4 protein-coding genes are annotated in these 14,633 nt (G+C 57.0%); all 4 read left to right on the forward strand.

What is annotated here, in order from left to right:
• Window positions 1–291 precede the first annotated feature (291 nt).
• The 4 genes from N7578_RS01865 to N7578_RS01880 all read left to right on the forward strand — a co-directional run bounded on the left by N7578_RS01865 (window position 292) and on the right by N7578_RS01880 (window position 14,514).
• A complete protein-coding gene (locus N7578_RS01865; RefSeq protein WP_311108617.1) occupies window positions 292–8,847 on the forward strand; it encodes a peroxidase family protein in 8,556 nt (2,851 codons plus the stop codon).
• A 233-nt stretch (window positions 8,848–9,080) separates the two neighbouring features.
• Entirely contained in the window at window positions 9,081–10,766 is a 1,686-nt protein-coding gene (locus N7578_RS01870) for a type I secretion system permease/ATPase (protein ID WP_422646654.1), read from the forward strand.
• A gap of 46 nt (window positions 10,767–10,812) precedes the next feature.
• The gene (locus N7578_RS01875; protein ID WP_311108619.1) at window positions 10,813–13,164 is read left to right on the forward strand and encodes a cadherin-like domain-containing protein; all 2,352 of its coding nucleotides are present in this window, start codon (window positions 10,813–10,815) and stop codon (window positions 13,162–13,164) included.
• A gap of 39 nt (window positions 13,165–13,203) precedes the next feature.
• A complete protein-coding gene (locus tag N7578_RS01880) occupies window positions 13,204–14,514 on the forward strand; it encodes an HlyD family type I secretion periplasmic adaptor subunit (protein ID WP_311108620.1) in 1,311 nt (436 codons plus the stop codon).
• Window positions 14,515–14,633: the final 119 nt, after the last annotated feature.

A 14,633-nucleotide genomic window follows, 5' to 3' on the forward strand; every position in this document is an offset into this window, starting at 1 on the left:
TTTCAGCAATTTAACTCGCGAATTCGAATTACGCAAGATCACATCAACCTTGGGCTGAAAACCATCAGACCAAGGTCTGACGGTCTGCTGCGACCAAGAGGCCTTAAAGAACTGGACCATGTGAAGTGGTCTTACGCAAGCCTTTCCTGCAACCTGAGATCATGAAGGCTAGGGGAATCTCCTTCCGAGCGACGGGAGGAGATTGTGATTGCGCCTGGTGGCCGGTCAAAAACATTCAAAGCCTCCATCCATGTAACGGCGTTCTAGCGCTATGGCGCTTCGGAGGGGAAAATGGCTGCTTTTACACTTAACCAGGCCGACCTGGCGTTTGTTCTTCACCAGATCAAGGTTTCGGAAGTCCACGCCTCTGGCGTCCCACTCACTGAAATCCGGCTCAACCCTGATGGAACGGTGATTTCAGACCGGACACAGTATGATGCAGTCACCGGCGTCTATCTCGGCAACGCGGCAACGCCTCGCGCCATTCCCGATCCACATGTGCCGGTCGGCCTTCGTACCGTAGATGGCAGCTATAACAACATTGTCCCCGGCCGCGAACTTTGGGGCGCTGCCGATCAAGCCATGCCACGCGCGCTTGATCCGAATTTCCGTAACGACGCCGATAACGACACGATGTCGCTTGGCGGCCCAGCCATTGTGACCAACACCGACTATAACGTTGTCGGTGCACCATCCGGCACGAATGGCGGTCATACAGGCAACGTTGCGGACGCAGACCCGCGCATCATCTCGAACCTTATTTCCGATATGAGCATCAACAATCCGGCTGCCGTATCGGCCTGGTTCAACAATCCTCTGGCCGTCGCGGCATGGGAGGAAGCCAATCCTGGCATGGTGCCGGTGGCGCCCGGAGAGCCGCTCGGCGCCAATGGTGTGTACCTCACCAATGCCGACCTTGCCTCTATCCCCAACATTGCGCCTGACGAAGGCCTCTCGGCCCCGTTCAACGCATGGATGACATTCTTCGGCCAGTTCTTCGACCATGGTCTTGACCTGATCAGTAAAGGAAATAACGGCTCGGTTTTCATTCCGCTTCAGGCCGACGATCCGTTGGTGCTGGGAGCTGACGGGCTTCCAGGAACAGCGGACGACCTGCCTCCCAGCCTGCGTTTCATGGTCATCACCAGAGCAGATCCTGTCGATGGCCCCGGTGCGGACGGGGTCATGGGAACGGCCGATGACACGCATCACGAGGCCCGGAACACCACAACTCCATTCGTTGATCAGAACCAGACCTACACCTCCCATCCGTCGCATCAGGTTTTCCTGCGTGAATACGCAACGGTTGGAGGCGTCACCGTTGCGACCGGGCGTCTACTTGATGGCCCTCCCCCGGCAGGTTCTCCCGCAGGAACACATGGTGGCCTTCCGACGTGGGCAGATATCAAGGCCAATGCCCTGCAATTCCTCGGCATCCAGTTGAGTGATGCGGATGTCGTCAACCTGCCTCTGATCCGCACCGACCAGTATGGCAATTTCATTCCCCATCCTGTGACAGGTTATGCGCAGGTTGTAACGGGTATCGGCGCAGATGGCATTCCAAACACGGCTGACGATGCTGTCGTCTCCGGCACACCCTCGACACCTGTCAATACCTTCGCATCGCTGGCGCTGCGGACCGGCCATGCCTTCCTGGACGACATCGCGCACAATGCCAACCCCTTCAACAGCCAGACCGGCGCGTTGAAGACTGCGGATGCCGATGGTGTCGTCAACAGCGGGCCTCTCGCATCCGGTGTTTATGACAACGAGTTGCTGGAGCGGCATTTCATCACGGGTGACGGACGCGGCAACGAGAATATTGGTCTGACTGCTGTCCATCACATCTTCCATTCCGAGCACAATCGCCAGGTCGATTCCCAGAAACTGACGATCCTGCAAAGCGGCAATGTGGCTTTCATCAACGAATGGCTGGCCACGGATATCGGCGGCCTTCCGGCTGGCTTCGAAAACCTTCCGGCGCTTGATCAGCTTGCTTATGCACAAGGTTTGAACTGGGACGGCGAGCGCATGTTCCAGGCAGCGCGGTTCGCAACCGAGATGCAGTATCAGCACCTGGTATTCGAAGAGTTCGCTCGCAAGATTCAGCCCGCGATCGATGTCTTTGTTTTCAATTCTGTCACGGACGTCAATCCGTCAATCTTCGCTGAATTTGCCCATACGGTTTACCGCTTCGGACACTCCATGCTGACGGACGGTATGCCACGCGTTTTCCTGAATGCGGATGGTACGGAAACGGCGGCGACCGAGCCCGAGCTAGGCCTCATACAGGCCTTCCTCAATCCGGTCGCCTTTGATCTCAACAGCACCATCAGTGCAGACGAGGCTGCTGGCGCGATCGTGCGAGGCATGGTCGTCGAGCATGGCAATGAAATCGACGAATTCATCGTCAGCTCCCTGCGCAACAATCTGCTAGGCCTGCCGCTGGATCTTGGAGCGATCAACATTGCTCGCGGCCGCGATACGGGCGTGCCTTCCCTCAACGACGCCCGCGCCCAGCTGTATGCGGCGAGCGGCTCCACATTCCTGAAGCCCTACGATAACTGGGTTGATTTTGCCGCCAATCTGAAAAACTCCGCGTCTGTCATCAACTTCATCGCAGCCTATGGCACGCATGGAACAATCACGGGCGAAACCACGCTGGCTGGCAAGCGTGCGGCTGCAACAGCGCTCGTCATGGGCGGCGATGGTGCTCCCGCCGACCGTGTTGCCTATCTGACGAGCACAGGAACATGGGCGGGCGTGGAAACTGGCCTCAACCTCATCGATCTGTGGATCGGCGGCCTTGCGGAAAAGAAGATGCCCTTCGGTGGCATGCTCGGCTCGACATTCAATGCGATCTTCGAAATGCAGCTCGAAAATCTGCAGGATGGCGACAGGTTCTATTATCTGACCCGTACACAGGGCCAGAATTTCCTCAACATGCTGGAGCAGAACTCGTTCGCCAAGATGATCATGGCGAATACCGATATCGCACAGCCCGGTGCTGACGGTATCCGAGGCACGGCAGACGACGTGATCGCCCGTCACCTCGGCGTCGACGTCTTCGCCGATTACGATTTCGTCCTCGAGATCAACAAGGCGAACCAGGTCGGCGACGATCCCGAAGGCGACGACCCGATCATGGCGGCACTGGGTCTTGGTAAAGTCCAGCGCGATGACTTGTCCACAGCCGACGTGGACGAAAGCATCGCTGACACCAGCGCCGATCAAAGCGGCACCACAGGACACTATCTACGCTTCACTGGTGGTGAACATATCGTGGTCGGCGGCACCATAGGCAAAGATACCATCATTACCGATTTCGGCGACGATGGCATCTGGGGCGACGCAGGTGACGACCGGATCGAAAGCGGTGCTGGCGTCGACCTCGTCAACGGCGGTGCAGGCAACGACATCATCACCGACTCGGGCGATACCGGTGACTTTATGAAGGGCGACGAAGGCGACGACGTGATCGCCAACTCGAACGGCATGGATATCGTCATGGGCGGAACAGGCAAGGACGTCGTCTTTGTCGGTGTCGACGACACTGAAGTTTTCGGCGGCGATGGCGATGACTTCATCCTTGGCGGTGACGGCGTCGATTTCCTCTTGGGCAATGAGGGCGACGACTGGATCGAGGCTGGCGGCGGCTTCGACACGACGGCTGGCGACAACTCCGAACTGTTCTTCAATTCGTCGATCGTTGGTCACGACGTGATGTTTGCCGGAAATGAAGAACATGATTTCGATGCCGAATCCGGTGACGACATCATGGTCCAGGGCGAAAGCGTCATGCGTAACGAGGGCATGTTCGGCTTCGACTGGGCAATCTTCAAGGGCGTCCAGATGAACGCATACGCCGACATGCGCATCCCGATTTTCACCACGGAACAGGAAGATATTCTTCGCAACCGCTTCGACAAGACGGAAGCACTTTCCGGCTGGAACCACAATGACACATTGCTTGGAGACGATCGTGTCTTCGGCGACGTGGCGCCTGGCGATACGGTTGCCACGACCGAAGGCATATTCTTCAACGATGGCCTGACACAGGCAGGCGTGGACCGCATCGAGGGACTGCGCCAGTTGCTTGGCAACCTGATTGCGGCGGCTCCGGTAGGCGCCGATCCCGAAACGATCACTGCTTTCGACCGTGGAAACATTCTCCTCGGCGGAGCAGGAAGTGACTCCCTTAGAGGAAATGGCGGAGATGACTTCCTGGATGGTGACGCGTGGCTCAACGTTCGTATCCGCATCACGCCCGCCGGCGCCGAAAACTCGGATAGCAATCAGATTGCAACGGTGGACAGCCTGAAACACGTCTTCACCGAAGACGAGAATCCGGACTGGGCTGGAAAGTCACTCTTTGAGCTGATGATCTCCCGCACCATCGTGCCGAGCCAGTTGCACATCGTGAGAGAAATTGTCTCATCGGGCACCGCTCTGGCGGGTACGGATACCGCAGAGTTCAACGACGTTCGTGCCAACTATACGATTGTCAGAAATGCGGACGGCAGTTTCACGGTGACCCATAACACCGTCAGCAACGTTATTGATCCGTTGACCGAGCGCAATCTCGTCTCGGATGGCGTCGATACCCTGCGAAACATCGAGGCCGCGCGGTTTTCCGATGGCGTCGAGGTCGCCCTTGCAAACAGCGCTGCGACTGGTGCACCGGTTATCAGCGATACTTCACCGACCGAAACGCAAACGTTGACTGCAAATACTGCCGGTATTGCCGATGCAAACGGCCTTGGAACATTCAATTTTCAGTGGCAGACATCGGTCAACGGCACGACGTGGACCAATGTTGGAGCGAATTCGGCCAGCTTCACTCCTCAACAGGCACAGGTTGGCCAGCAGGTCCGCGTGGTCGTGAGCTTCATCGATGGGTTTGGCTCTGCTGAACAGGTGGTATCGGCTGCAACCCAGGTCGTGGGCGATGTGATAAACGCCAATAATGCTGGCACCACCATTACCGGCACGGCCGGAGCGGATATCATTACCGGCAACCGTGGCAACGACACGATCAACGCTCTGGGCGGTGACGATATCATCAACTGGAGCGCCAACCTGGTCGCGGCTCTCTCCGACGGCCGTGACACCGTGAATGGTGGCACGGAAGGACCTGACGGAGACACCTTCGTAATCAACGGAACGTTGCTGCCAGAAACCTATCGGGTCTATACGCGCGCCGCAGCTGTCAGTGCGGGAATGACAGGGATTGCTGCAACAACGGAAATCGTCATAACGCGCAATGGTACCAACAACGCCTCGATTATTGCAGAACTGACCGAGATCGAGGAAATACTTATCAACACCGGGGCAGGGAACGATACCGTCCTCGCAATTGGTGACTTTTCTCCGACCAATCTGAGCTTCAATACAATCACCATAAATGGCGGAGCAGACGACGAGACCGTCAATATTTCCGGGTTGATGTCAGCACATCGTATCCTATTCCGCAGCAATGGCGGTGACGATACGATCATCGGGACCCTTCGGCCGCAGGATGTGATCGAACTGGCTCCGGGACAGCAGCTCTCCAGCTACACCCTTGTCGATAACGGCAACGGTACGAAATCATTCTCCAATGGAACCCATTCCATCACCTTTAGCGGCAACGTTGTGCCCCAGTTCCAGGAAGCAACTTCAAGCGAGGGTGGTGACGACATTACCGGCGCCTTCGAGTACACGCCAAGTGACCTGGCCGGCCTCAAAGCGCTCGTAAATGGTCTATCCCCGGAAGACGGCGATGATCCTGTTCCAACAGGTGTCCGTACCCTTTCCGGTTATGGCAACAATGTCGCAAATCCCGATGCCGGCGCGGTGGACACACCATTCATCCGCATCACCCAGTCGCACTATGGCGAGCCGGATGCATTCGGGAATTCCGCGATCAATCCGATCTTTGCCGGGCTCGATCCCCGTAATATCAGCAATATTCTCGGCGCACAGGAAGCAGACCTGCCGAAAGCAGAAGATGCCAACATCTTCTTCATGGCATTCGGGCAGTATTTCGACCACGGCCTCGATTTTCTGGGCAAAGGGGGCAACGGCACTATCCAGATCGGCGCTCCGGGCAACGGCGCTCCGGGCTCCGGAAATCCGGCGGATCTGACACGTGGAACCGTTGCCTACTACGACGATGGCGTGCCACAGCACATAAACAAGACATCACCCTTCGTCGATCAGAACCAGGCTTACGGTTCCAATGATCTCGTCGGGCAGTTCCTGCGTGAGGGCGATGGATCGGGCGGTCTGGGGGCCCATCTGCTTCAGGGCGGTGCGGATCCCTCCAATCCAAACTTCAAGCTGATGCCGACATTGCGTGACCTGATCCTGCATCACTGGGAGAACGACACGGTTTTCCACTCGCCTACTCTCGCAGGCGGTCAGGCAAGCTTCCGCTCATATTTTCCCGGGCTCGTAACGGCAGGTGTGATCAACGAGGCGATGGTTTCCGGACTTGCTTCGGACTTCATGGGCAGCACGCATGCACTGCTTCTTGACACCAACCCCTATATCAGCCTGCTCGACCACTACGTGGCAGGCGATGGCCGGGCGAACGAGAACATTGCGCTCACCTCAATGCATACCATATGGGCCCGAAACCATAATTTTCATGTGGAAGGCCTTGAGGCAGCCGGCTTCGATGGAACTGCCGAAGAGCTTTTCCAGGCCGCCAAGATGATCAATGAAGCCGAATATCAGCGTGTTGTCTTCACCGAGTTTGCAGACAAGCTGATCGGCGGCATAAGAGGAGACGGTGATCACGGTTTTTCTGAGTACAATCCGGATGCCACGGCTGCGATCAGTCATGAATTCGCCGCTGCCGTCTATCGTGTCGGTCATTCGCTGATCGGCCAGACCATAACGGTGCTTGACGCAGATGGGAACCCGACGCAGGTGGCATTGTTCGATGCCTTCCTGAACCCCACGAACGATCCAAGTGCCTTCAAGCTGCCACTCAGCACGCTTGCGCAGTTCGGATATGTGCCGCAGGAAGGCTATGAGCAGCTTGGTGTAAGTGCGATCCTTGGTGGGATTGCGACGCAACCTGCCGAAGCTGTCGATTTCAATATTGTCGACGCCGTACGAAACGACCTCGTCCGTATCAACGCCGACCTGTTTGCCTTCAATGTGGCCCGCGGCTGGGATGTTGGTCTTGGAACGCTCAATCAGGTTCGAATGGACCTCGCAGCCTCCAGCGACCCCTATGTTGCAGAAGCGGTAGGCTATGCAGGAGCGATGACTGCCTACACGTCCTGGGAGGATTTCCAGAGCCGCAACGGCCTCTCGGATACCGTGATCTCGCAATTCCGGCAGGCTTACCCGGATCTCGTTCTCCAGGCGAATGAAATCGCAGCTTTCCGCGCGATCAATCCTGATATCGAGATTGCAATCCAACCGAATGGAACCGGTGTGGTCAAAGGTATCGACCGTGTCGATCTGTGGGTCGGCGGGCTTGCGGAGAAGCATATCAATGGCGGCATGGTCGGCCAGACATTCTGGGTCGTCCTCCAGGAGCAGTTCGATCGCCTGCAGGAAGCTGACCGCTTCTACTATACGGAGCGGTTCGACAATTTCGACTTCTACGAAAACTTCATCGACGGTCAGGAGTTTGCCGACATCATCGCTCGGAACACAGGCCTGACCAATCTTGAAGAAGATATCTTCTCGCCACGTGTCGAAGACAACGAGGAGGAAAACGACGACGACGACAATGATGATGATGATGATGACGACGGCGGCAATGACGGCGGCGGCGACGATAATGATGACGACGACGAAGAGGACGACGATGAAGGCGGAGACGACAATGAGGATGAGGATGAGGATGACGGCGACGACGACGAAGGTGGCGAAGGCGAGAACGACGATGATGACACCTGCTCGCACGAAGACGACGATGACGATGGACCCGTTGTCTCGATCCCCATCGCAGCCGTTGCACTGATCGGTACTGCTGCCGGTGAAGTACTCGCCGGCCAGGGGGGCGATGATACGATACTCGCAGGTGGTGGCTCAGACGTCCTGTCCGGCGACGCAGGTTCTGACATCCTGAGGGGCGAAGACGGGGACGACGTCATTGTCGCTGCTGCGGGCAACGATGTGGCGAGCGGTGGCAGCGGTGACGACGAACTGCATGGTGGCGCTGGCCACGATGTGCTCTTCGGAAACAGCGGGGCCGACCTTCTCTTCGGAGATTCCGGCAACGACATCATCGAAGGTGGTGCCGGTGATGATCAGGCCTGGGGTGGCGATGGGGACGACATCGTTCTTGCGACTGCCGGCGACGGAAACGACCGGTACTGGGGCGATGGAGGTAAGGATACGCTCGATTACTCCGTTGCAACGTCCAACCTGACCGTAGATCTCGGCACGGGCCTCATGGGACATGGCACTGCCGTCAGCGCAACGACAGGAAACGACACGTTCTACGGCTTCGAGAACGTCGTGGGCGGCTCCGGCCATGATGTGATCACTGCTTCGAATGCTGCAAACGTGATGGATGGCGGTCTTGGCAACGACACCTTCCGGTTCACAACGACAAGTGCGGCCAACGGCGACTCAATCTACGGCTTCCAGCCTGGAGACAAGATCGACTTCTCGGCAATCGATGCCAACACAGGCGCTTCGGGCAAGCAGACCTTCACGATCAACAGTCCAGCATCGCTGACTGCGACGGGGGGAATTGCGATTACGCACGAAGTCCGTGACGGGGAGGACTTCACGGTCATTCGTGGTCACACCGATGCAGACGGAAATGCTGACTTCGAACTGGCCGTCTCTGGAAAGCATCACCTGACGAGCAGCGACTTCTCCGGAGTTTCCTGAGCAACGCAAGGGAACGGGGGGGGCACCAACCCTCCCGTTCCCTTTGAGTTCCAACGCCGGTGAGGACTGGCACCGGCGTTGCCAGTGGAATGGGATGTCTTGGGTTTCAACTATATCATTCGAGCACATCCCACGGACTTGACGCCGAATTTCGGCAAAGCTTCCAAGGGGATTTTGAGATGACTGGCACCTGCAACAAAAAAGAACAACAAATCAATGGCATGGGTGGCTTGATGGTGTTTGTTTTCGGTCTTTCCGGCATCATCAACATTCTAGCCCTGACCGGCGCCTTCTACATGCTCCAGATCTATGACCGGGCGCTGACCAGCGGAAGCGTGTCTACGCTTGTCGCTTTGTCTGGCCTCGCCATCGGCCTTTATCTTTTCCAGGGGCTGTTCGACATTCTGCGCTCGCAGATACTGGTTCGGCTTGGCGCGCGGCTTGATACACAACTGGCTCCGCTGGCCCACAAAGTCGTGATAGACATGCCGCGCTATGGCTATTCCACTGCCGAAGCGACAGAGCGTGGTCGCGATGTCGATACGATCCGCGGTTTCCTGGCAAGTCCCGGCCTCATCGCACTTTTCGATTTGCCCTGGATGCCAATCTACCTTGCGTTCGTATGGTTGCTGCATCCGATGCTGGGCATGTTGACCGTTGGCGGGGCCGTCGTTCTCGGTCTCCTAACACTTTGCACCGAACTTCTGACGCGACGTCATGCCAAAGAGATGCTGAAGTCGACCGTGCTGCGAAATGCAGTCATCGATTCCAACGCTCGGAATAGCGATATCATGCACTCGATGGGCATTTCCGGGCGTGCTGTCAGCCGTTTCGAGCGTGCCAACCGACGTCACCTGGATACACAGACCAAGACCTCCGACATCTCCGGAACGTTCTCGGGTTTATCAAAGGTTCTGAGGATGATGCTGCAGTCCGCAATTCTGGGTCTGGGCGCCTATCTCACAATCAAAGGAGAATTGTCGGCTGGTTCCATCATTGCCTCTTCGATCGTGACAGCACGGGCACTTGCACCCGTGGATCAGGCGATCGCGCAGTGGAAGGGAATGGTTTCCGCCCGGCGCAGTCACGCTCGGCTGAAGGAAACGCTCGCCGTCCTCGACGACGACACCGGACTTTTGAATCTGCCTGCGCCCAAGGAAACTCTATCCGTTGAGGGTATTACGACGGTCGCGCCGCATAGCGGTGCCGTCCTGTTGAGTGATGTGAGCTTTGAACTGAAGGCGGGCCAGGCACTTGCCTTGATCGGTCCAAGCGGGGGCGGCAAAACGACTCTTGCCCGCTCGATCCTTGGCATCTGGCCGACACTTCGCGGCTCGGTACGCATAGACGGTGCCGATCTCAAACAATGGCCATCGAGTTTCTTCAGCGAACATGTCGGCTACCTGCCACAGGATGTTTGCCTGATGGACGGAACCATTGCAGAGAATATTTCACGGTTTGCCGAAACACCGGAGGCACGGACGATCCTTCAGGCTGCAAGGGCAGCAGGCATCCACGACATGATCGTTCGTCTGCCAAATGGCTATCAGACAGAACTGGGACCAAACGGCATGTCGCTCTCTGCTGGCCAGCGCCAGCGTATCGGCCTTGCACGCGCATTGTATGGCAATCCGTTCCTGGTCGTGCTGGACGAGCCGAATTCCAATCTTGATGCCGAAGGCGAAGAAGCGCTGATGAAAGCGATTGCCGCAGTTCGCTGTCGCGGGGGCATTGTTGTGGTTGTCGCCCACCGCCCAAGCGCCCTGCAATCTGCTGACATGGTCGGTGTTGTCCAGGCCGGGAAGCTCGTAGCGTTTGGTCCGAAGGACGAAATTGTAAAAGGGCCACAACCGCAACTGCTTCGCTCGGAACATACACGCGTTCAGGCGCCGTCCGGCAATACTCTCGCAGCAGAGTAGATTTGTCGCTTTGCAACGCACAGAGGCAACAGGAGGAGAACAGACAATGGAAGACAAGCTTGTTCTGGGACTGCCGGACGTGGCAGCCTCCATCGCGCCAAAGAACCGCTTCGAACCTCGCGACAAGCCGGCCCCGCGCTACTGGAGCATCGTCAACCCGGCCATCGCATTTGCCGCGATCGGCGCTTGTCTTGGCAAGCTCCATTCCGAAACGCAGGTTTCCGAACCGGATGCCCCGCATCAGCCTCTGATGCCAGGTCCAATAGCCGAGACAGAAACGGGTTCGGACGACGCCGCGAAGAACATCGGCATTATTGAGGAAGTCGCGGAATATCTCCGCCAGATGGCGGAAGAAGCCGGCCGTGCTGAACGCAAAGTAAGGTTTTTTGCTGAAACCAGCAAAATACCTTCCACCTTCCACGCAAGGGTGGACCTGAACCTCGAAAATCATGCGTTTCGCTCGCTTCTCCAGTCCCTGTCCGCAAACGACAATCACGAGATCAGCGGATATTTTGCGCCGCTGACGCAACTCGGCGCGTTTGGCAACGAAACTGCCATCACTTGGCATCAGAACGACCGGTGGCACGCAGACGCCGGTGAACCTGAAAAGCCTCGTACAGATCCGGATGGAAATCCAAGGGATCATGGTGGGCCGTCCGCAGGTGGCGGCAATCCGCCGACAGGCGAAGCACGTCCAAATCGATTGCCCGTGGTTACCGGACGGGTGCTCCTTGGAAATAGCCTGATGAATCTTTCAGCGCTGATCCTTCTCGACAACCTGGCGTCTGCGGCAACCGATGCAGATGGCGACACCCTGTCAATTCGAAACCTTCAGGTTTCTTCGGGCGACATACAGCACTATGGCGAGGGTGTCTGGCTTTACACGCCCGACCGCGGGTACGTTGGCGAAGTCAACTTCACCTATGGCATCAGCGACGGAATCGGATCCGTGCTGGCGACGGCCATGCTCGATCTCGTCAAAGCAGCCCCGCATCCAATCGCAGGCACGGATGACGATGACATGCTGCTGGGCACGCCCCAGGATGACGTGATAGCGGCTCTGGACGGAGACGACTTCGTTTATGGTCGCGAAAGCAATGACGTCATTTACGGCGGTAACGGCGACGACACCCTGATGGGGGGCGATGGCAACGACACGATCTATGGCGAGGCTGGCCACGACCGTATTTTCGGTGGCGCGGGCGACGATGTCATATTCGGTGGTGCAGGCGATGACGAGATTTATGGCGAAGACGGTGAAGACGTCGTGGTCGGCGGCGATGGCAATGACACGGCGAGTGGCGGAAACGGCAACGATCGTCTCTTCGGAGAGGCAGGCGACGATGATCTTTCAGGGGAAGCGGGCGATGACCTGCTCGATGGAGGTGATGGCAACGACATGTTGTCGGGCGGTCTTGGTCAAGACGCCATAATAGCAGGCGCGGGTAACGACGTCATCGTCATCGGCCCCGGATCTGAGGAGGCGCGAGCGTCGGCGCAGCTTGCCTCCGTCAGCGATGGTAACGACACATATTCTGGCGGTGATGGCTTCGACACGTATGACGCGTCCTCGGCTTCCGAGGCAGTGGTCATTGACCTTGCCGCTGAAACAGCATCGGGTTCGCAGATCGGGACAGACCGTGCCGAGGGATTTGAAGCAGCCATCGGTGGCAGTGGAAACGACACGTTGACCGGTGATGACGGTGATAATCTTCTGATGGGAGAAGCTGGCGACGATCGCCTTATCGCTGGCAATGGCAACGATACCGTCAGCGGTGGCGCAGGCGACGATACGGTCGTCGTTCTTTTCACCAGCAACGGATCAAGCGATGGTGACGATCAATATTCAGGCGGTGAGGGCATTGATACCTACGATGCCTCAGCAACCATCACGGCTGTTTTCATCGACCTTGAGGACGGAACGGCGACAGGTGTCGAAATCGGTGCAGATCAGCTGGAAGGTTTCGAAGTCGCCATTGCAGGGCTCGGCGACGATGTGCTGGTCGCCAATTCGGAAATCAACTTCCTGACAGGCGGCGCAGGCAACGACGTCTTCATTTTCCGCTCGGTGGAGGCTGTATCCAACAATGGGCAGGGAACAGACAAAATACTCGACTTCCAGATCGGTGACCGGATTGATCTATCCGATCTCGCAGATGAAATCGGCGGGCTGATGTTCGACCGGATCATGGACGAGATCAATGACCAGCAGGATGTGCGACGCATACGGCTCTACAGCGAGTTTTCGGACGGCGAGACTGCAATCGTCCGCGCCGTCATCGATCTCGAGGGAGAACAGGACGATCTTGAGCTGCTTATCTACAGCCACCAGACATTGACGGAAGACGATTTCATTCTTGCGGCTCGCCATGACGACGCAGGCTTGGCAAGAGCTTAACAAAAAAGGCGAAAAGCCATAATCGGGGAGCGTACCGACATGACGGGTGAGTACAAGAACATAGACAAACAAGCGAAATCAGAAACATTGTCGTTCGGTATCGCGCCGCGCGTCGTTGTGTCAGGCGTTCTCGCCGCATTCCTGGTGTTCGGCGTTGGTGGATGGGCGGTTCAGGCAAAACTGGCGGGCGCGGTTATCGCACAGGGCCAGCTTGTCGTCCCCGATCAGGTAAAGACCATTCAGCACCGTGACGGCGGGATTGTCGCTGACATTCCCGTGGCCAATGGAGATGCCGTAAAAAGTGGGGAGGTACTGCTTCGCTTTGATGAGACACAGACGCGGGTGGAACTGACAATCATCCGAAGCCAGCTCTCTCAGCTGCGCGCAATGAAAGTCCGGCTTGAGGCGGAGCGTGACAGTGCGGACTCCCTTGAATTTACCGATACATCTGTCACTCCCGAGCTCGCACGGAATGAAGCCAAGCTGTTTCAGGAAAATCGGCGGATGATTCTGAATCAGAAACAGCAGTTGGAAATGCAAATCTCCCAACTGGAAGATCAGATTGACGGGCTGATTTCACAAAGGAAAGCAAACGAAGCTGAAAAGAAGATCATTGCCGAAGAGATCAGCGTCAGTGAGAGGCTCGCCAAAGGCGGGCTGATCAAGTTATCGGAGTTTCGCGACCTTCAGAAGCAGGTCGCCCGCATCGATGGAACAAGCGGCGAAGTCGCGGCCCGCGTGGCAGAAGCCGAAGGAGAGATCAGCGAACTGCGGATCAAGCTTCTTTCAATCGATCAGACGACGCGCTCTGAAACTCAGAAAGAGATTGTCTCCATCGAATCAAAGCTCGCCGAACTCACGGAGCGTGAAATCGCTGCGCACGACCGCCTTTCACGGATGGAGGTACGCGCACCTGTCGATGGTTTTGTCTATGACTTGCAAATACACACCATCAACGGTGTAATCGGCGCAGGGGCGACCATAATGTCAGTCGTTCCCGATACGGACGACATGAAGGTCGAAATCCGGATTCCACCTGCGGATATCGATCGCGTGACGCCGGGACAAGCGGCCAGAATGCGGCTGACCGCGTTTAACAGCGCAACCACTCCGGAGGTTTTTGGAATCGTCGAGTTCGTCGCCGCGGCGACCGTGATCGATAAGACGACCGGTCAGCCCTATTATCTCGCGACAGTGGCGATGATTGACCAACAGGAAGTCATCAGGGACCTCAAGCTTATGCCGGGTATGCCAATCGAGGTTTACGTCCACACGGCTGAACGCTCGGCGTGGTCCTATCTTACGAAGCCATTTACAGATCAGGTAATGAAAGCATTTCGTGAGGAATGATGTAGCTTCACACGAAATGACTACCTGGAGCGGCTTCGCGCCGGCGAGCTCGACAGTGCGCAGGAACGCCAAAAGCTCCTCGACGCGTATGCGGAGGAGCTTTCAGTTAAAGTCTTGAT

The sequence above is a fragment of the Agrobacterium tumefaciens genome, from assembly GCF_031801495.1.
GTDB lineage: Bacteria > Pseudomonadota > Alphaproteobacteria > Rhizobiales > Rhizobiaceae > Agrobacterium > Agrobacterium tumefaciens_K.

Excerpts from the sequence above, each read along its gene's own strand:
- N7578_RS01875 (WP_311108619.1), top strand. The coding sequence starts at position 10,813 with ATGGAAGACAAGCTTGTTCTGGGACTGCCGGACGTGGCAGCCTCCATC.
- N7578_RS01865 (WP_311108617.1), top strand. The coding sequence starts at position 292 with ATGGCTGCTTTTACACTTAACCAGGCCGACCTGGCGTTTGTTCTTCAC.
- N7578_RS01880 (WP_311108620.1), top strand. The coding sequence starts at position 13,204 with ATGACGGGTGAGTACAAGAACATAGACAAACAAGCGAAATCAGAAACA.
- N7578_RS01870 (WP_422646654.1), top strand. The coding sequence starts at position 9,081 with ATGGTGTTTGTTTTCGGTCTTTCCGGCATCATCAACATTCTAGCCCTG.